This is a genomic window from Desulfonatronum parangueonense (genome assembly GCF_054656975.1).
The window spans coordinates 4,379,554-4,397,590 of the sequence record NZ_BAAHXH010000003.1; the positions used below are offsets into that span (position 1 = coordinate 4,379,554).

12 protein-coding genes are annotated in these 18,037 nt (G+C 56.8%); 7 read left to right on the forward strand and 5 right to left on the reverse strand.

What is annotated here, in order from left to right:
• Window positions 1-682: 682 nt before the first annotated feature.
• The 6 genes from ACYQ15_RS19540 (at window position 683) to ACYQ15_RS19565 (ending at window position 8,667) form a co-directional block, all read left to right on the forward strand.
• Window positions 683-4,075: a chemotaxis protein CheB gene (locus ACYQ15_RS19540; protein ID WP_459939163.1), complete on the forward strand. Its 3,393-nt coding sequence runs from the start codon at window positions 683-685 to the stop codon at window positions 4,073-4,075.
• Between the two features lie 80 nt (window positions 4,076-4,155).
• Complete coding sequence (locus ACYQ15_RS19545; protein ID WP_459939164.1) at window positions 4,156-4,929, forward strand: SAM-dependent methyltransferase; 774 nt, start codon at window positions 4,156-4,158, stop codon at window positions 4,927-4,929.
• A gap of 340 nt (window positions 4,930-5,269) precedes the next feature.
• The gene (locus ACYQ15_RS19550) at window positions 5,270-5,464 is read left to right on the forward strand and encodes a PLDc N-terminal domain-containing protein (RefSeq protein ID WP_459939165.1); all 195 of its coding nucleotides are present in this window, start codon (window positions 5,270-5,272) and stop codon (window positions 5,462-5,464) included.
• A gap of 437 nt (window positions 5,465-5,901) precedes the next feature.
• The gene (gene sbtA / locus ACYQ15_RS19555; protein ID WP_459939166.1) at window positions 5,902-6,147 is read left to right on the forward strand and encodes an SbtA family thio(seleno)oxazole RiPP natural product precursor; all 246 of its coding nucleotides are present in this window, start codon (window positions 5,902-5,904) and stop codon (window positions 6,145-6,147) included.
• A 135-nt stretch (window positions 6,148-6,282) separates the two neighbouring features.
• Complete coding sequence (sbtM, locus tag ACYQ15_RS19560) at window positions 6,283-7,911, forward strand: thio(seleno)oxazole modification radical SAM maturase SbtM (protein WP_459939167.1); 1,629 nt, start codon at window positions 6,283-6,285, stop codon at window positions 7,909-7,911.
• Window positions 7,912-7,983: 72 nt separating this feature from the next.
• Complete coding sequence (locus ACYQ15_RS19565) at window positions 7,984-8,667, forward strand: dimethylsulfonioproprionate lyase family protein (protein ID WP_459939168.1); 684 nt, start codon at window positions 7,984-7,986, stop codon at window positions 8,665-8,667.
• Window positions 8,668-9,606: 939 nt separating this feature from the next.
• On the opposite strand, the gene ACYQ15_RS19570 is transcribed toward ACYQ15_RS19565, so the two are convergent.
• The 5 genes from ACYQ15_RS19570 to sqr all read right to left on the reverse strand — a co-directional run bounded on the left by ACYQ15_RS19570 (window position 9,607) and on the right by sqr (window position 16,480).
• On the reverse strand, window positions 9,607-11,178 hold the full coding sequence (locus ACYQ15_RS19570; protein WP_459939169.1) for a hydantoinase B/oxoprolinase family protein: 1,572 nt from the start codon (window positions 11,176-11,178) through the stop codon (window positions 9,607-9,609).
• Window positions 11,179-11,453: 275 nt separating this feature from the next.
• The gene (locus ACYQ15_RS19575; protein ID WP_459939170.1) at window positions 11,454-13,535 is read right to left on the reverse strand and encodes a hydantoinase/oxoprolinase family protein; all 2,082 of its coding nucleotides are present in this window, start codon (window positions 13,533-13,535) and stop codon (window positions 11,454-11,456) included.
• A gap of 349 nt (window positions 13,536-13,884) precedes the next feature.
• Window positions 13,885-14,136, reverse strand: a complete 252-nt coding sequence (locus tag ACYQ15_RS19580) for a YgaP family membrane protein (protein ID WP_459939171.1) — start codon at window positions 14,134-14,136, stop codon at window positions 13,885-13,887.
• A 462-nt stretch (window positions 14,137-14,598) separates the two neighbouring features.
• Window positions 14,599-15,210 carry a hypothetical protein gene (locus tag ACYQ15_RS19585; protein WP_459939172.1) on the reverse strand — a complete coding sequence of 204 codons (612 nt, stop codon included), beginning with the start codon at window positions 15,208-15,210 and terminating at the stop codon, window positions 14,599-14,601.
• Between the two features lie 10 nt (window positions 15,211-15,220).
• Window positions 15,221-16,480 carry a type III sulfide quinone reductase, selenoprotein subtype gene (gene sqr / locus ACYQ15_RS19590; RefSeq protein WP_459939173.1) on the reverse strand — a complete coding sequence of 420 codons (1,260 nt, stop codon included), beginning with the start codon at window positions 16,478-16,480 and terminating at the stop codon, window positions 15,221-15,223.
• Between the two features lie 451 nt (window positions 16,481-16,931).
• Between sqr and ACYQ15_RS19595 the strand changes: the two genes are divergently transcribed.
• Window positions 16,932-17,915, forward strand: coding sequence for an ATP-grasp domain-containing protein (locus ACYQ15_RS19595; protein ID WP_459939174.1), 984 nt, complete (start codon window positions 16,932-16,934; stop codon window positions 17,913-17,915).
• Window positions 17,916-18,037 lie beyond the last annotated feature (122 nt).

Genomic DNA, 18,037 nt, shown 5'->3' on the forward strand with positions numbered 1-18,037 from the left:
GCGGGGCAAATCCTGGGAGCGCCGCACCCCAGTGCGGCAGCGGTGTAACGCACTCAGGACAAATTTCCGGCTGAAGCGTGGTCCTCAGTAGCTGAATCACGAAACTCCATCCCTTAGACACTCCTTGCACGGTAAACCTCATCGCCCGATCTTTTTGAGCAGTTACAAATATTGTATCTATTCAGCAACTCCGCGAAAAAGATCTTGATACCGGCGTTCGCCGGTATGACTGTATAGATGCAGCTTGCCACGATAAGTCATTCCGGCGAAAGCCGGAATCCAGTGCAGGTGAATGACCACCCTCCGGATGAACTGAATAGTTACCAAATATTTTTATAACAACTCTCAGTCGAGATCCGGCTTGCCATGATTTTGCGGCCTCGCAAACTCCCTCGCCGACATCGTAACTCCGAACCACCCCGTAAAGGCGGGAATCCAGCTTCAAGGCAATCTGAAGTCGGTGCCTGCCCGTTTTTGAGCAGTTACGGTCAACAGCATAGGATCTCAGTTCGTAGCTGAAGTAACATTCGGCGAAATCTCCAGACCACATCTTGACCTTCGAAGTTATTTTGGAGCATTACAGTTTATTGCAGTGTCCGGACGGCTGGTTTTTCGTTCGCCTGGTCGCTGTTCTGTTCTCAATTTATACTTTGCTTCAGATCTTCCAAGGAGTGGTTCATTCATGTCCCAAATATCTTCCACCAGTAAGCTCAAAGAAGATGTCCCAGCAAGTGATGCCGTAACTCCAGATCATTCTGGCCCGTCCCTGTATGTTGCCGTGGGAGCATCGGCCGGAGGTCTGGAGGCCATTGAGGCTTTTTTTTCCGGAATGGCCTCGGACAGTGGCATGGCTTTCGTGGTCATCCAGCACCTCTCTCCGGACTACAAGAGTCTGATGGTGGAAATTCTGTCCAAGAAAACCGAGATGAAGGTGCATCGGGCCGAGGACGGCCTGAAGGTGCTGCCAAACAACATTTATCTGATCCCACCCAAGAAGAATCTGACCATTTTCCATGGCAAGCTGCTCTTGAATGATCAGGAGCACGTTCGGGGAATCATCAATCTGCCCATCGACATCTTTCTGCGCTCCCTGGCAGAGGACCAGGGAGAAAAGGCCGTGGCCGTCATCCTTTCCGGGTCGGGCAGCGACGGAATGCGGGGGGTGCGGGTCATCAAGGAATTTGGCGGCATGGTCATGGTGCAAAACGAGAATACGGCCAAGTTCGACAGCATGCCCCGGGCGGCCATCTCCACCGGGCTGGTGGACTTTATTTTGCCGCCGGAAGAGATGCCGGAACGGCTGCTTTCCTACGCAAAGCATCCCTTTGTGGTCAAAGCGGTCCGTTCTGAGATCATGATCAGCGATGACGATGCCTTGGCACGCATTTTTGCCATCCTGCGCGAGAAGTACAAGGTCGATTTCACGTATTACAAGCCCAGCACCGTGACCAGGCGAATCGAACGACGCATGTCCATCAACCGGATCAATGAGATCCGGGATTATGTCTTTTACATGCAGAATTATCCCGCTGAGGCGGCAACCTTGTTTCGGGAATTATTGATTGGGGTGACCCGTTTTTTTCGGGATCGGGAGGTGTTTGAGCTTCTGCAAACAAAATTTCTGCCGGACGTTCTGGATCGCGCCGTGAACCGGGAAGTTCGGTTCTGGGTCCCCGGCTGTTCAACGGGAGAGGAAGCATATTCCCTGGCCATTCTGGCCAAGGAATACATGATGGACCGGGGAATCAACAAAGATCTGAAGATCTTTGCCACGGACATTGACCGCCACGCGGTCCAGTTCGCCGCCAATGGCGTGTATCCGGAAAGTGTCGCGGCCGATATACCGGAAAACCTGATGACCAAATACTTTTACAAGAAGAAAGACAGTTATCAAATTTCCCGGAGCATCAGGGAAATGGTCGTTTTCGCCCAGCACAACCTGATCAAGGACCCGCCCTTTACCAATATCGATCTGATTTCCTGCCGTAACCTGCTCATCTATCTGCAGCCGATTCTCCAGCGCAAGGTTTTCGAGTTTTTCAATTTCTCCCTGAACATGCATGGAGTACTGGTTTTGGGTACCAGCGAGACGGTCGGCGATATGGGCGATTATTTTGAAAATCTGGACAATAAAACCAAAATTTATCGCTCCAAAGGGCGAGTCAAGCTCGGCATGGATTCAAGCGCAATGCATCATATCCAGAATCACAATGTTCGCGATTCCGGTATTTCTTTTACCACGACCCGCAGAACGCCACGCGGCGGCGATGACCGGGTTCTGGAACGCTTTATCGACGCCTTGAGCGATGATCTTATTCCCCTTGCCGTGGTAGTGAACGAGCAGCTTGAAGTACTGCATATCATTGGAGACACCGAAGGGTACTTCAAACTGCCTTCAGGCAAGTTGTCCATGGATATTTCCAAGATGGCATCCAAGGATTTGGCTATTCCATTGTCCACGGGCATCCAAAAGGTTTTTCGCAAGCAGGAGCCGCTGCGGTTTTCCAATATTCGGGTCCGCTATCAGGACGATTATAAAATGGTGGATTTACGGATCAAGCCCCTGCCGCAAAAGAAGGGCCAGGAGTCGCTTGTGGCTGTCTTCCTGGAGGAGATCAAGAAAAAGGCGAACCTGGAAACAGCGCAGGCGAACGCAAATTTTGATCTGTCCCATGAGGCAGAGCAGCGTATCAGCGACCTGGAACAGGAACTGCAATTTACTCGCGAAAACCTGCAGGCAACGGTGGAGGAACTGGAAACATCCAATGAGGAACTGCAGGCCACCAATGAGGAGCTGCTGGCCAGCAACGAGGAACTGCAGTCCACCAATGAGGAGCTGCAGTCCACCAATGAAGAGTTGTATTCCGTTAATTCCGAGTATCAATCCAAGATCATGGAGTTGAGCGAACTGCACAATGACGTGGACAACCTCTTGAGCGCCAGCCAGATCGGCAAGCTCTTGCTGGACGAAAACATGGAAATCCGCCGGTTCTCCCCCAAGGTCGCCGATATCTTCAAATTATTGGACAGCGACGTAGGTCGTCCGCTGACGCACATCTCGCACAACCTGGTGGGTGTAAATCTGGTACAGGTCATCGAGGCGGTTCATCAACAAAGTGAAATGGTTGAAATGGAGGTCTGCTCCATAGATGGACATTGGCACCTGATGCGGGTGATTCCATATGCCGTCGGGCCAAAGACTTTTTCAGGCACCTTGATATCCTTCGTGAACATCACCAGAATCAAGCATGCGGAAGAAGCAGTTCGACGCAGTGAGGAAAAGCATCGTCGACTGTTTGAAACCTTGTCCCTGGGCGTTGTGTACCATGCCGCCGATGGCGCAATCATCTCCGCCAATCCTGCCGCGGAAAGGATTCTGGGGCTGTCAGCGGAGCAGATCCTGGGCAAGACGTCCATGGATCCACGCTGGAGGATGATTCTCGAGGACGGGACGGATGTCCCGGGAACGGATCATCCGGCCATGATCGCCCTGCGCACCGGGCAAAAATTCGGACCCGTGGTCAGGGGAGTCTTTCATCCGGACAAAAACAGGCACATCTGGCTGGTGATCACGGCCATCCCGCTGTTTCATCCTGGAGATGCCGAGCCGTATGAGGTGTATGCCAGCTTTGAGGACATCACGGAGCAACGCAGGGTACAGCAGGATTATCAGACCTTGTTCAATGAAATGTTGAACGGCTTTTCCGTGCATGAGATTGTACTCGACAATCATGGCAAGCCTGTTGATTATCGATTTCTTGCCGTGAATCCCGCCTTTGAAAGGATGATCGGCGTTTCAGGGGTGGATATTGTGGGCAAGACCGTGCGTGAAGTCTTTCCGGCCACGGAAGATCACTGGATCAAGACCTTTGGTAGTGTCGCCCTGACTGGAGAACCGATTACTTTTGAAAATTATTTCGAGGTATTGGGCAAGCATTTCCAGGTTGCGGCATTTCGCCCCGCAAAAAACCAGTTCGCATGTATTTTCGCCGATATAACCGATCGCAAAAGGATTGAAGAGAGCGAAGTTTTTTCTTCCACTCCAAATGAAGCCGAAGGTTCGGCACGGGCTTGAGCTGCACTCTACGGTATGATCATGTGCAGCTGAATGATCAAATACAGGATGTGCTGAACAGTTAACGGAGGGGGACGACAATGGACGAGGTCAATGCCCGTTTCTGGGAGATTTTTTTCGAGGTCTATGAGGCGCTGCCCCGGCAGGGTCCGGGTGACCGTGCCTGCGCCGCAAAAGCGCTCAGTCTCTGCGGAGACCTGCCTCCGTCTCCGATGATTCTGGATCTGGGATGCGGTGTCGGCGGGCAGACGCTGCATCTCGCGGAACTCACCTCCGGCATCATTGTCGCCCTGGATAACCATGCGCCATTCATTGACCGGCTGCGGACAAGGCTGGATACACTGGGGATGGGGTCACGAATTCGGACCGTGATAGGGGATATGGCCCGGCCGGATCTTTTGCCGGAAAGTTTTGACCTGATCTGGTCCGAAGGAGCGCTTTACAACATTGGAATCGAGAATGCTCTCAAGGTATGCCATGGGCTGCTCCGTCCCGGCGGCCGCCTTGCCTTCACCGACGCAGTCTGGCGAAAGCAGGATCCGCCGTCCGAAATCAAGGAGAGCTTTGACCTGGATTATCCGGCAATGGGTAATGCGGACGATATCGTTGCGGCATTGGATATGCATGGATTTGAGCTGCTCGGTCGCTTCACCCTTCCGGATGAAGCCTGGTGGACCGGATTCTACACGCCGATGGAGCAACGCATCGATGAGTTGCGCGACAAGTATGCCGGAGTCGTCCAACCCCTCGCCATACTTGACCAGCTCGCAAAGGAACCCGAAATGCATCGCCGGTACGGGGACTCTTATGCGTATGAGTTTTTTGTCGCGACGGTCCGGGAAAACAGGACCTAAGTAGCTACTGATCTTATTCTCCCTCTGTTTGATCGACGAATCCCGGTCGCATGTCCTTCAGCGATGGAACAGTTGCGGATTTGTAACTGCTCAATAAATTGCGGCAAGCATGGCCTGGATGCCCGCCTTCGCGGGCATGACGTACTAGAAATGCGTTCTCTATGAAGTCATTCCCGCGAAAGCGGGAATCCAGTTGGAAGGCGACAAGCAGGCCGTGCCCGACATTTTTGAGTATTTACGCGGATTTGAATCATCTTGTTGGATTGCTGGAATATTTCCGAATTGGGATGTTTAAGAAGTTCATTGCCAACCCGGCTTGGGATTAGCCAAGGAGGATGTTATGGGGATTGAAATAGGTGGAATTTTCGGCTTGATTTTGTTGATAGCCGGGGTCTGGGCCATCGTGCAGACTGTTCAAAGCAATGCGAGCACCGGGTCAAAGGTCTTTTGGGTCGTGCTGATTCTCATCCTGCCGTTTCTCGGACTGATTATCTGGTTTTTCGCGGGACCGCGACCAGTCAGATACAGATACTGAACTCGCCGGGCTTGCTTCAAAACTGTCTTCAGCATCATCTTCCCCCCTGCCAAGGGGAACCCAGTCGTTATCTTCTCGGAAAAATCGCTCATCACCGAAAAGCCAAACATCTGGTAATGAGTAGCCGTACTCTGTGCTGGATAAGTCATGAAAGTGCTTGCACGAGAGCAGTGTGAACAGGTACCTTAATAGTCATGATGCAAACGGTATTTCGTGCTCGCCGGACCTGAATTGTTTTCTCAAAACCCTCTGTGTCGGAATCCGCGATACCGCAAACAGTGGAGCTGTGAAGCTTTGCTGCCGACCCATTATGTCCCGTCGGACAAAGGAGGACGCCAAAGACAATCACGTGGCCAAACGACATGGTCGGTGCGCTCGGTTTTCGTTGTGCCTGTACCGGCTAATGTTGACGCATCTTGTAACCCTAGGAGGTTGCCGTGGAAAATCAGGACGTGAAAACCTATCTGGCCGGACTGTGTCTGGCCGCATTGTTGACCGGAGGCACCATGGCCGCTCCGGGACCGGCTTTTGGCAGCGGTTCCGGCTGCTCCACCAACGGAGCAAAGGCTGAAACCAGCGGGAACGGTACGGGTTCAGCGGGAGATGAGCCGGTTGATGAACCCTCAGGTGATGAACCGACCGGAGACGAACCGATCGACGAACCCACCGGCAGCGGGGCCTGAGAAGGCAGGGGCAGCTGATAAGGCTGCGCCGGGAACAGTTTGTTCCCGATCATTGACTTGTGCGTCCGCGCCGGGCTCTCATGCACGAAGGTCCGGCGCGAACGGACAGAACCAATCCGTCTCCAAGACATCTCCATGACCTACCCGGAAACCATCCTGAACGAGATTTTTCCCGCTTGCCGCCGAGTGGTTGATTTTGCAACTTGGTCCAGTCTGACCTCAAAGCTGGACTCCAATCCGGAGGAGAACGCGGTATGGGATATTTTCCCGGAACTCGTCACCACTTTGACCGGACCTCTGAACCTGCCGCAATACATGAGCGCACTTGCCAAACTCGAGTCCGCATTGCACCGCTGCGAACAAATGCGGGACCGGGTTCCGGCAGATGTGCCGACACGGCAACTCAATCCTTCTTTGAACTTTCTCGAGCTGCAATGGACCGGCTTGCCCGCTGTGCTTGCCCCCGGGGGCGGGCGAACAGCGGATGTCCTTCCCGGACGCGACGTGGTGCTGGTCTGGTTTGATCCGAATAAAAGGAAAACCAGGTTCCAGTCCGCTGACGACGCCGTGCTGACCGGGCTGAAAATCGTTACGGAAGATCTGCATGTGGGCAGGATCGCCTTGGAGCACGGCGTTTCTTTGTCCAGTCTGCACCGGGCCGTGGACAAGGTGATTAGCAAAGGGCTGGTTTTGGCTCCGAAGTCGCGCCTGCGCAGGGATCCGGCCATCTTCGAGGTGGAGAAGAAGCATCACCAGCGCTTCATGACCTCCCGGGTCTTTACCCTGCAATGGCACATCACCCAGGCCTGCGACCTGCACTGTCGCCACTGCTACGACCGTACCGCCCGCCATGCCCTGTCCCTTGATCAGGCCATGTTCGTTCTCGATGAGCTGGAGGGATTTTGTGCGGACTACAACGTCCGGGCCAAGGTGACCTTCACCGGCGGCAATCCGTTGATGTATCCGGAATTTGACGCACTGTACCTGGAAACGGCTCAACGAGGATTTCCAGTGGCCATTCTGGGCAACCCCACGTCCCGGCAGCGCCTGGAGGGCCTTGCGGCTGTCCAGCGTCCCACCCTCTACCAGGTCAGCCTGGAGGGGCTGCGCGAACATAACGATTACATCCGGCAGACAGGATATTTCGACAAGGTCTTGGAATTTTTGCCCCTGCTCAAGGAAGTGGGCATCCCATCCCAGGTCATGCTCACCCTGACCAGGAACAACATGGACCAAGTGCTGCAACTTGGGAAACTGTTGTCCGGAGTGACGGAACTGTTCACCTTCAACAGACTGTCCGCGGTGGGTGAGGGAGCCGAACTGCTCATGCCCACGCCGGAAGAATATGAGCGTTTTTTACGAATCTTCCTCCGGGAGTGCTCGAACAATCCCGTGCTGGGTCTCAAGGACAACCTGATCAACATCATTCGCGAGGAGGAGGGGCAACAGCCCTTTGGCGGGTGCACGGGCTTCGGATGCGGAGCCGCGTTCAATTTCGTCACCTTGCTCTCCGACGGCGAAGTGCACGCTTGCCGCAAGTTCCCTTCCCCTCTGGGCAATATTTTTGAGCAGGGGCTGTCCCAATGCTACGATTCCAAGGCCGGACAACGGTACAGAGCCGGAAGCGAGGGGTGCCGAGGTTGCAAACTCCTGCCGTCCTGCGGCGGTTGCCAGGCCGTGATCCACAGCCTGGGACTCGACCCCCGCAAGGACCGCGATCCGTATTGTTTTCGTGACCAAGCGGGCAAGATCAGCAACGGATAGCTGACGGAAGAACGGATGAATTGTCGACTTCAATAAACATCAGGAACGGCCATTTCCGCAGGAGAGGCAACCATGCTTGACGTTCAGGATGATGCCGCCCCCAGGAGACTGAGCGACGTGGCCGACATGCTCTATCTGCTACGGGACGTGGATGATGTCTACCGGCGCAGCTCCGCCGGGGGCAGCAAAGTGATCCGTGCGCACCAGCGCCGGGTGCGGGACGCACTGTCCCGGATCATTGAAGCCGACAGTCCGCTTTTTGAATCACGTCCTGCCGGCGACAAGCCGGTGACGGCTCATCTTCCCCGGGCTCTTGAGCTGGGGGCCACGGGGCCTCTGGCGCAGATGGCGCGAACCATCGGACGCATCGCACCAAGGCTGACATGGGCCTACGGCTATGACAAGATGCCGCGCACGCTGGCCAAGCGTTTCGCCTTTGCCGAAATCGTTGGGCCATTCGGTCCCGTGCCCGCGGAAACACTGATCATCGGACTCGTCCTCTTTGCTCCGGGTACGGTCTATCCTCAGCATCTCCATGGAGACATCGAGGAAAGCTATGTCTCGGTGGCCGGGGCCTGGTCGGAAAACGACGCAGCGGTTTACGCACCAGGTTCGCTTGTCCTCAATCGTTCAGGCCAACCGCATCGCATCACGGTGGGAGACCGCGACCCTTGCCTCTTGGTTTATGCCTGGCTTGGAGCAGTTGAACGATTGAAAAAACCGGACCTGACCTTCTCTCGTTCGCCGCGGACATGAATCATCCTCGCAACAAGCAATCACCAGGAAAATGCCATCTCGATGCGCTGGTAACGGGAGCATTACGCGTTTCTGTAAATCGGGATGCGCAGCATTACGCATTTTTTGATGAGCTTCACCCATTTAGATCGCCCCTTCAGGGCTGGATAAACTAACTCATTGTATACAAGGCGTTGCCCTGGGCTAATTCCCCTCCTTCGGAGGGGTGCCCCGTAGGGCGGGGTGGCTTTAAATTCCCCTCCTTCGGAGGGGTGCCCGTAGGGCGGGGTGGTTTTAAATTCCCCTCCTTCGGAGGGGTGCCCGTAGGGCGAGGTGGTTTTAAATTCCCCTCCTTCGGAGGGGTGCCCGTAGGGCGGGGTGGTTTTAAATTCCCCTCCTTCGGAGGAGTGCCCGTAGGGCGGGGTGGTTTTAAATTCCCCTCCTTCGGAGGGGTGCCCGTAGGGCGGGGTGGTTTAGGTTGAAAAGTAAGGACATGTAGCGTTTTTGCACTTCTCTTCGGCACCACCCCGTCAGGCTTCGCCTGCCACCCCTCCAAAGGAGGGGAATTCTTGACCCCGTGCCCGAAGGGCGGGGGTGGTATTAAATTCTGTTTCGCCCTTTCAGGGCTTGATTTCAGCCCCAAAGGGGCGACATGTTATAGCCCAGGGCAACGCCCTGGGACAACGATGGGAAAGCGAAAGAGCCCTGTAAGGGCGACATACCTCAGCGAACGTAGAATTGTGTCATAAACGCGTAATGCTCCCCTGGTAGCTACTCAGCACACGCTCTTCCTCTGGTAATCGGAATCGGGGTCGGGGTCGGAATCGGTTTCGAAACATTGCAATGCATTCCACGTGATTTCGCTTCCGGTGCCGCCCCCCGATACCGCACCCAGTTTCCGACCCCGATTCTGATTCCGAGCGCGGCAACAGCTTTAGTTTGCTGAACAGTTCCAGGAAGCTAAGTCGGCGCTTTCGCTCCGTGTCCTCCACCGCCGGGAGTCTCCACCCGTACGGCGTCTCCGGCGGCCACCTGGGTGGAGAACTTGCCGGGCATGGTCTCTGGAATCCCGTTACGGATCAGGATGTTGCGCCCAGGCAATCCGGACTCGCCGCCTTGAACACCATACGGTCCTCGGGTACGGCGTTCAGCCAGGACCGTGACCTCGGCCGGAGCTTCCAAAAGGATTTCCCGGGTCAGCCCGTCCCCGCCCGATTGCCGCCCCGCCCCGCCGGAGCGGCGACGAATGGAATACTCGGTGACTAAAAAAGGATAGGCGTACTCCAAAGCCTCCACCGGTGTGTTCAGGGTGTTGGTCATGTGGGCATGTACCGCGGAAGCTCCGGGAAGATGTCTGGACGCGCCCATGCCTCCGGCCAGCGTCTCATAGTAGGCAAAGGGCCGATTGCGGCGCGGATCGAATCCACCGATGGAAATATTGTTCATGGTGCCCTGGCTGGCGGCGGGAATGGTTTCCGGCAGGGCCTGGGCCAGGGCTCCGAGAATAACGTCCACGATCCGTTGCGACGTCTCCACATTGCCTCCGGCCACGGCTGCCGGAAAAACGGCGTCCACAAGGGTGCCCGGCCTGGTGATCACCGTGAGCGGGCGCAGACAACCGGCATTGGCGGAGATGGACTCCCGAACCAGGCAGCGAAACACGTACAGGCAGGCGGACAGGGTGATGGCCCGTACCGCGTTCACCGGACCGGGGACCTGGGCGTCCGTGGCGCTGAAGTCCAGAACGATCTGCCGCCCATCCGCGGTCATTTCCAGACGAATGGCAATATCCTGTCGGCCCAGTCCGTCATCGTCCATCCGGTCTTCAAAGCGATATGTGCCGACCGGTATCCGGGCCACCGCGTCCCGGGTCATGGTTTCGGCATAATCATTGAGCGCCTGGGCGTAGAAGCGTACTGTTTCCGGGTCATACTTGGCCAGCAGCTCCCGGGTGCGGCGCACCCCGGTCATGTTGGCCATGATCTGCGCGGAAAAATCGCCCTCCCGTTCCTGGGGCGTTCTGACGTTGTTCAGGAAGAATCGCAGAAGCTTCCCGTCGATCTGTCCGGCCTCGACCAGCTTCAGGGGCGGGATGATGACGCCCTCCTGAAAGATGGAGGTGGACAAGGGCATGGACCCGGCAGCCATGCCGCCCACATCGGCGTGGTGGGCGCGGTTGGCCACATAGAATTCCGGTTCGGCGCCTCCCTCGGCAAACACCGGCGCGACCAGGGTGATGTCCGGCAAGTGCGTGCCGCCCTTGAAGGGATCATTGAGCACGACCATGTCACCCGGCCCCATGGGTTCGGCCATGGCCGCCTGCACTGACAGGGGCATGGAACCCAGATGCACGGGAATGTGCGCGGCCTGGGCCACCATTTCGCCCCGGGCATCGAACAGGGCGCAGGAAAAATCGCGGCGTTCCTTGATGTTCGGAGAAAAGGCCGTGCGCATCAGAGCCATGCCCATTTCCTCGGCAATGGAGGAAAAACGATTCTTGAACACTTCCAGGAGAATGGGATTCAGGGTCATAATTTTCCGGTTCCGTTGGCCGGCGGTTACGCGTCTTTCACCGCGGTTCATCTATTCTCTGTCCTGTGCCGACTGCCTTGTCAGTCGTAACTGCTTAAAAAGGTCGGGCGATGCGGTTTGCCGTGCGAGGATTGCAAACTCCGCGAGGTTTCGTGACCAGCTACAGGGCCACGCTTCAGGTGGATCTTTATCTTGAGTGCGTTACACCGTTGCCGCACTGGGGTGCGGCGCTCCCAGGCTCAACCCGTTGACCGTAAGTTTTTGAGCAGTCCCTGTCAGTCAGCCTTGATCTCCAGAATCAGCGCGCCGTAATCGTCCACCAGGGCCAGGGCAAAGGGCGGAACCAGGAGGGTGGAGGTGTACTCCACGATCACCGCCGGACCGGGAATGTGGTTGCCGGACAGCAGGGCCTCACGCTGCCAGATCGCGGTCTGGTGGGGCCGGCCTTCAAAAATTACCGGACGGGTATCCAGCAGGGCCGCGGCAGGCGGTTGGTCCGTGCCTTGGGCGATGGCTGGAAAAAGCGGCTTGTCCGGCATGCCTCGAGCCCGCAGGCGCAGGGTGACGATCTCCACGGGTTTGTCCTGGTTGCGGTACCCGTAGGCTTTTTCGTGCAGTTCGTGAAAGGCGTTCACGAAATTGGCTTTCGGATCAAAGGGAGTAATGATCTCAAAGGACTGGCCATGGTAGCGCATGTCCAGGAACCGCTCCAGGCGGACATCAGCGCCGGAAAGACCCTCCGCGGCCATTTCGTCCACGGCCCGTCGCTCCATTGGCGCGAACAACTCCAACAGCTCGCCGGCAAGATCGTTCGGGATGCCATCCGGCCGGTTTGATTGGGCCTCACGCATGACGGTCTGGGAATAGTCCTTGATCACATCGGCCATGACCATGCCCACGGCCGAAAGGATGCCGGGATTTCTGGGAATCAACACTCGGGGCATGTTCAGCAGCCTGGCCAGATACGCCGCATGCAGACCTCCGGCCCCGCCAAAGGAGAACAGGGTGAACTCCCGTGGGTCAAAACCACGCTCCACGGAGATGACCCGGATGGCCCGCTCCATGTTGGCGTTGGCTACGGACAGAATGCCTTCGGCGAGTTCCGGGGGACTGAGTCCCAACTCCCGGGCCAGGGCAGCGAAGGGCTGCTGGATGCGCTGTACGTCCAGAGCCATGTTCCCGCCCAGGAAATGTTCCGGCAACAGGCGGCCCAGAAAGAGATTCGCATCCGTCACCGTGATCCGCTCGCCGCGTCCGTAACAGATCGGTCCCGGATCGGCCCCGGCGGATTCCGGACCCACGGTCAGCGCACCCCCCGCGTCCAGTCCGGCAATGGATCCGCCGCCGGCGCCAACGGTGTGGATATCCAGCATGGGCGTCCGTACCGGATAGCCGGAAATGGCCGCGTCCGTGGTCAGGGAAAGGTCGCCGTCCAGCAGAGCCACGTCCGTGGAGGTGCCGCCCATGTCAAAGGTGATCAGTCGGTCGAAGCCGGACATCCGGCCCATGGCCAGAGCGCCGACCACCCCGCCTGCCGGCCCGGAGAGGATGGTCCGCACGGACTCCCGCATGGCCGTGGCCGCGGAAATGGAGCCGCCGTTGGACTGCATGATCCGCAGCGTGCTTTCGGCAGGTCCGCCCTCTTCTGTGCATGCCTGAAGATGGTCCTGCAGAAAAGAGAGATAGCCGTGCATCTTCGGGGAGACGTAGGCGTTGATCACCGTGGTGGAGGTTCGCTCGAACTCCCGGAATTCGGCCAGGATTTCATGGGACAGGGAGACCGGCGGGCCGCTTTCCCCGCTCACCTCGGACAGCAGTTCAGCCATGCGCCGCTCGTGGGCCGGATTGGCAAAGCCGAACAAAAAGCAGACCGCCACGGATTCGACCCCGGCAACGAGAATTTTTTGAATCACTTCCTTTGCCCGGGCTTCGTCCAAAGGCTTCCGCTCCTCACCGCTCTGGAGCATCCGTCCGGGTACGCCAAAGCACAATTCCTCCGGCACCAGGGGCGGTTCCTTGACATAGGCCAGGTCGTAGAGCCGGGCCCGGTTCTGACGGCCGATGGCCATCACGTCTTCGAATCCGGCATTGGTGACCAGGGCCGTGCGCACCCCCTTGCGTTCCAAAATGGCGTTGGTGGCAACGGTGGAACCATGGACCACCTGCAGCGGACCGCTTCCGGCCACGGCCCGCAACCCATCCAGCACGGCCCGGGCCGGGTTGTCCGGAGTGGAAAGCAGCTTGAACACCTGCCACCCTTCGCCGTCCTGGTAGATCAGATCCGTGAAGGTTCCGCCGGTGTCCACGCCGATGATGCGAGGTCTGGAAGTCGAGTGGGGAAATGGATGTGGGGGCATGGAATGAAGATGTAAATGGATGGTTGAGGGCTCGCCCAAGGCCTGCCGGGTCAGGTTCTCGTAAGGCCAAAGCCGCGTCTCTGGGCGCGGCTTTGGTGGGGGCAGTCAGCATTGGTACCATCCAGAACCAGGACGATCAACACGGCCACGAGCAACGGGTCCTTCAAGGCGATCAGCCATCATGGTTGAACTCCCAGATCACCCTTCTTCAAGGCCACCTTTCCCTTTTTCCTGAAAACAGAAGTCGGGAGAACAGATCTGCCAGTCGATCCAACAAAACAGGTAAACCAGCCAAATTATTTCTGGGCAGTTAGCTGAGAAAAAAAATGACCTGGCCGACTCGGATCTTTCAGTCTGGAATGCTACAGTAATTCTGGTCCCGGCGTTTTTCCTGCATTGAACGGGTGTCGATGCCGAGATACTTGCTCAGTGGGCAAACCCTCGTCATCGCGCTTTCAAGCAGACTGACTCCGGCCAGCATGGCGAGCAGGCCGAGGGGGCGACCCTTGCTTCCCCCCAGGCGAAAGTATCCCTTGCAAATCAAAATTGGACCCAACACGCCGCGAACAGCTTGATCTACGCTTCCTACATTCTCCTTCATATGAACCTCCAGGTTGGCACGTTATCAAATAGTTAAGCCGGAACAGACGGACTGGCAAGAAAGTGCATCCATTCCGGTTCGCCTGCGACAAGGCAAAAGTAAGTACTCAGTTGATAGAGCGGGATAAGGGTAGCTTTCAAACCTTGTGGCAAGCTGGCTGGATACCGGCTTTTGCCGGTATGACTAAACTTGGAAAGGATGTGGTATGATGCGTCAATCCGGCGAAAGTTGGAATCCAGTGCTGGCGCGTGTGTTCAGAGGATGTGCTGAATTGCACCACAACGACATTTTGATGCTCCAATCGACACCGCTGATTGTTTACCACTTGGATCACGGGGGGGCACGGGGAACATATTCCGTAAAACCAAGCTCTTTTCCCTTTGTTCCCCGTGTGCCCCGTGGTGAATAGAACCTGATCAGACGGAAATGGAAATGTCGCTGTAGTGGTAGTTACCCCTTGTATCATGTCCTCAGCAACAGCAGCACCAACAACCCCACCGGCACAACCCAGGCCGTCACCAGGGCCGGCACCAGATACTTCTGCATCCGGAGCATTTGCCGGGTCTGCCTGATGGTTTCCGGGTCGGCCAGGTCCGAGAGCAGGCCGATGATTTCCGGAGCTGACTTCTCCAGTCTGTCCAGGGTGTCCCTGGGCATGCTGTCATGCATCCTGGCCATGATGTCCACTGATTTGGTCGCGGTCTGGAAATAGCCCTTTCTCTCCCATTCCGAGGCCCGTTCGATATAGTCCAGAAGCAGGCCGCGGATGGTGTCGTAGGATTCCTTGCCCAGTTCGGATACGGCTTCCAGTTGCCGCATGGCGTAGTTGATGTTGTGAATGTTCTTCAGAAACAGGATCAGCATCTGCCGCAGTTCTCGCCCGTCCACCTGGACGTTCTCCAGTTCCAGTTCCTCCTGGAGTGAGAACATGGCCGCGTTGCCGACGATGTTCAGATCCTTGGCCAGATCCTGGGCCATTTCATTGCGCCGCATCATCTCCCTGGCCATGGTGGAGATTTCGTCCATCTTGCGCTCCAGGGAAGTCAACGTTTCCACATGTTGTTCCAGATTCATGGTCCACCTCCTACGCCGTGACCGGTTCAGGCATTTCCTTGCCGGCCATGGTCATGAACGGGGAAACCGGAAGATCCTTGCCCTTGAGCAGGAGATGCCAGTAGGCCCAGCGAAACATCATCTTGCCGTAATGGTTCATCTTGGTCTCCTTGAGCAGGGTGAAGGGCCCGGCTCCGGGCAGAGGAAACTTTCCGGGCAACGGCTCCTGGGTGTAATTGAAGTCGATGAGCAGGGCCTTGCCGAATCCGGACTCGATGAAGCAGTTGGAGTGCCCGTCGTACTTGGGCAGCGGTTCCAGGCCGTCCAAATGGCGCAGGATGTTCTCGATCAGGATTTCGCTTTCGAAGTGCGCCACGGAGCCGGCCTTGGAGGTGGGCACGTTGGTGGCGTCGCCGATGACGAAGATGTCCTTGAAGTTCTTGCTTTGAAGGGTGTGGTTGTCCGTGGGCACCCAGCCCAGGGGGTCGCCCATGTCCGAATCGATGATGAACTGCGCGCCCTTCATGGTCGGAATGGAGACCAGGAGATCGAATTCTTCCTCCCGCTTGTCATGGGAAACAATGCGTTTGTTTTCGTTGTCCACATGGCTCAGAGCGAAATCCGGCACGATCTTGATATTTTTTTCCTCACAGACGTACTTCAATGTCTGGGAGGCCAGAGGCTTGGTGAAGGGGCCGCTCAGCGGCGTGGCAAAGACGATTTCCACCTTGTCCCGCAGGCCGCGCTCGTGGAAGTACCAGTCCGCGAGCATTACGAATTCAGGAGGGGCCACCGGGCATTTGACGGGCATTTCGGCGACATTGAGCACGATCCTGCCGCCCCTGAAGGAGCGCATGGCCTGTTGCAGCTTCAGGGCGCCGTCCAGGGTGTAGAAGTCGAAAATGGACTTCTGCCAGTTCGGCCCCAACAAACCCTCGTTTTCGGTCGGATCGCAACGCGAACCGCTGGCGATGATCAACAGATCATAGTCAATGGTCCCTTTTTTCAGGACAACCTTCTTGGCGTCCGGATCCACCTTTTCAATCTTGGAAACAATGAACTTGGCCTCCGAGGGCAGAAAGACGTCCCGAGGTTTGAGCACGTCCTCTCTGGACCGGTACATGCTGAAAGGCAGGAACAGCAGTCCGGGCTGGTAAACGTGGGTCCGGTCCTCGTCCACAATGGTCACGCTGATCTTGTTCTGATCAATTTCCGTGCGCAGGTTCTCGCACAGCCGATTGGCCATCATCGTCCCGCCGGTTCCAGCGCCGAGTATGACGATTTTCCTCATGACATCACCTCATTTTCCCATATTGACAATGATCTTGGAAATTGAACCGACAACTGGTTCCTCAGACAGTTTGAATTCTGCTGGTTGTTCGTCTCTCCGCGGCTGACCGCGGCCATGAAGAACATCGCCTGATATGAATAATCGAGTTCTCATTGACCCAAACAGCACTATTGTTTATTCGCGATCAACGATTTGAGGGGTTCCCGGCATGCTCGACGACCATCCCCTCGCCCAATGTTGCATAGTGCTGGGTCATCCAGTTCGGGTAGCCATCCTGCGCCATTTGCCCATTTCCCCTGAACCCATCCTGTCCCGACATCCCGAATCCGGGTCGCTGCATTATTGCCGAGCCACGAGCATTGTCCGGACATGGCTACCGAGGAAACGCAGTCCGAACTGTTAAGCGTCTTTTCGGCGCAATCCGCTAAATCTCCCAAAGAAGGTCCGACGAATGAACAGGCGCCAGCCAACCACCCCGCCAAAGGCCGATGTAGCTCTTTTGACCGAACGCCGCTACGCCGTGAATGTTTCGGCTCGGGACGACTGGTATCTGGGCAACATCCTGCGCGACGACGAGCTGCTCCAGGATGCCCTCGCCCAAGTCGGACTGTCCGCCACTCGGGTTGACTGGTCCCGAACAGATGTCGACTGGTCCATGTTTCGGTGCGCCGTCTTCCGGACCACATGGGACTACTTTGACCGGATCACCGAATTCAGCACCTGGCTGCGTCGCGTCCAGTCCCAGACCCGGCTGTGCAACGCCACGGAAATCATCTGGTGGAATCTGGACAAGCACTACCTGGCCGACCTGGCTTCTCGAAGCGTTCCCGTTGTGCCGTTTCAGCTTCTTGAAGCCGGCGACGCCCAGCGCCTGCGAGAAGTTTTGGATGCGGCCGGATGGGACGAAGCGGTCCTCAAGCCGTGCGTATCCGGCGGCGCACGCCACACCCACCGTCTCAATCGCGAAACCGCCGACTCGGTGCAAGCTCAACTCCAACCGCACCTCGACACCGAGGCATTCCTGCTTCAACCATTCATCAAAGACATCATCCATACCGGCGAAGATACAGTGATGGTCATCAATGGCCGGGTGACCCATGCGGTCCGGAAGGTGCCGAAAGCAGGCGATTTTCGTGTTCAGGACGATTTCGGCGGAACAGTTCACCATCTGGAACCGTCCCCGGAACATGTGGAACTGGCCGAGCGGGCCATGGCCGTCTGCGACCCGTCTCCCTGTTATGGTCGAGTGGATATGGTTCGGTGCGACGACGGACGGCTGGCGGTCATGGAGCTGGAACTCATCGAACCAGAGCTTTGGTTGCGTCACCACCCGCCGGCCGCGAACAATTTGGCCCAGACCATCGCCCAGTACCTCGCCGATCCGGATGTCGCCATGCCGTCTACGCCTTCAAATGGCGTGAACCTTCATCATTGAAACCCAGCAGATGCTTCACTCCATAAAGCATTGCAGCAGACGGGCTCATAGTTTGAAAGATATATAGGTCAAGAGTAGACTTGACCCCATGCTAGGAAATGCGCTGTGCCGACCGTTAGCCA

Excerpts from the sequence above, each read along its gene's own strand:
- ACYQ15_RS19545 (WP_459939164.1), top strand. The coding sequence starts at position 4,156 with ATGGACGAGGTCAATGCCCGTTTCTGGGAGATTTTTTTCGAGGTCTAT.
- ACYQ15_RS19585 (WP_459939172.1), bottom strand. The coding sequence starts at position 15,210 with ATGAATCTGGAACAACATGTGGAAACGTTGACTTCCCTGGAGCGCAAG.
- ACYQ15_RS19570 (WP_459939169.1), bottom strand. The coding sequence starts at position 11,178 with ATGACCCTGAATCCCATTCTCCTGGAAGTGTTCAAGAATCGTTTTTCC.
- ACYQ15_RS19550 (WP_459939165.1), top strand. The coding sequence starts at position 5,270 with ATGGGGATTGAAATAGGTGGAATTTTCGGCTTGATTTTGTTGATAGCC.
- ACYQ15_RS19575 (WP_459939170.1), bottom strand. The coding sequence starts at position 13,535 with ATGCCCCCACATCCATTTCCCCACTCGACTTCCAGACCTCGCATCATC.
- ACYQ15_RS19595 (WP_459939174.1), top strand. The coding sequence starts at position 16,932 with ATGAACAGGCGCCAGCCAACCACCCCGCCAAAGGCCGATGTAGCTCTT.
- ACYQ15_RS19565 (WP_459939168.1), top strand. The coding sequence starts at position 7,984 with ATGCTTGACGTTCAGGATGATGCCGCCCCCAGGAGACTGAGCGACGTG.
- ACYQ15_RS19580 (WP_459939171.1), bottom strand. The coding sequence starts at position 14,136 with ATGAAGGAGAATGTAGGAAGCGTAGATCAAGCTGTTCGCGGCGTGTTG.
- sbtM (WP_459939167.1), top strand. The coding sequence starts at position 6,283 with ATGACCTACCCGGAAACCATCCTGAACGAGATTTTTCCCGCTTGCCGC.
- sqr (WP_459939173.1), bottom strand. The coding sequence starts at position 16,480 with ATGAGGAAAATCGTCATACTCGGCGCTGGAACCGGCGGGACGATGATG.
- ACYQ15_RS19540 (WP_459939163.1), top strand. The coding sequence starts at position 683 with ATGTCCCAAATATCTTCCACCAGTAAGCTCAAAGAAGATGTCCCAGCA.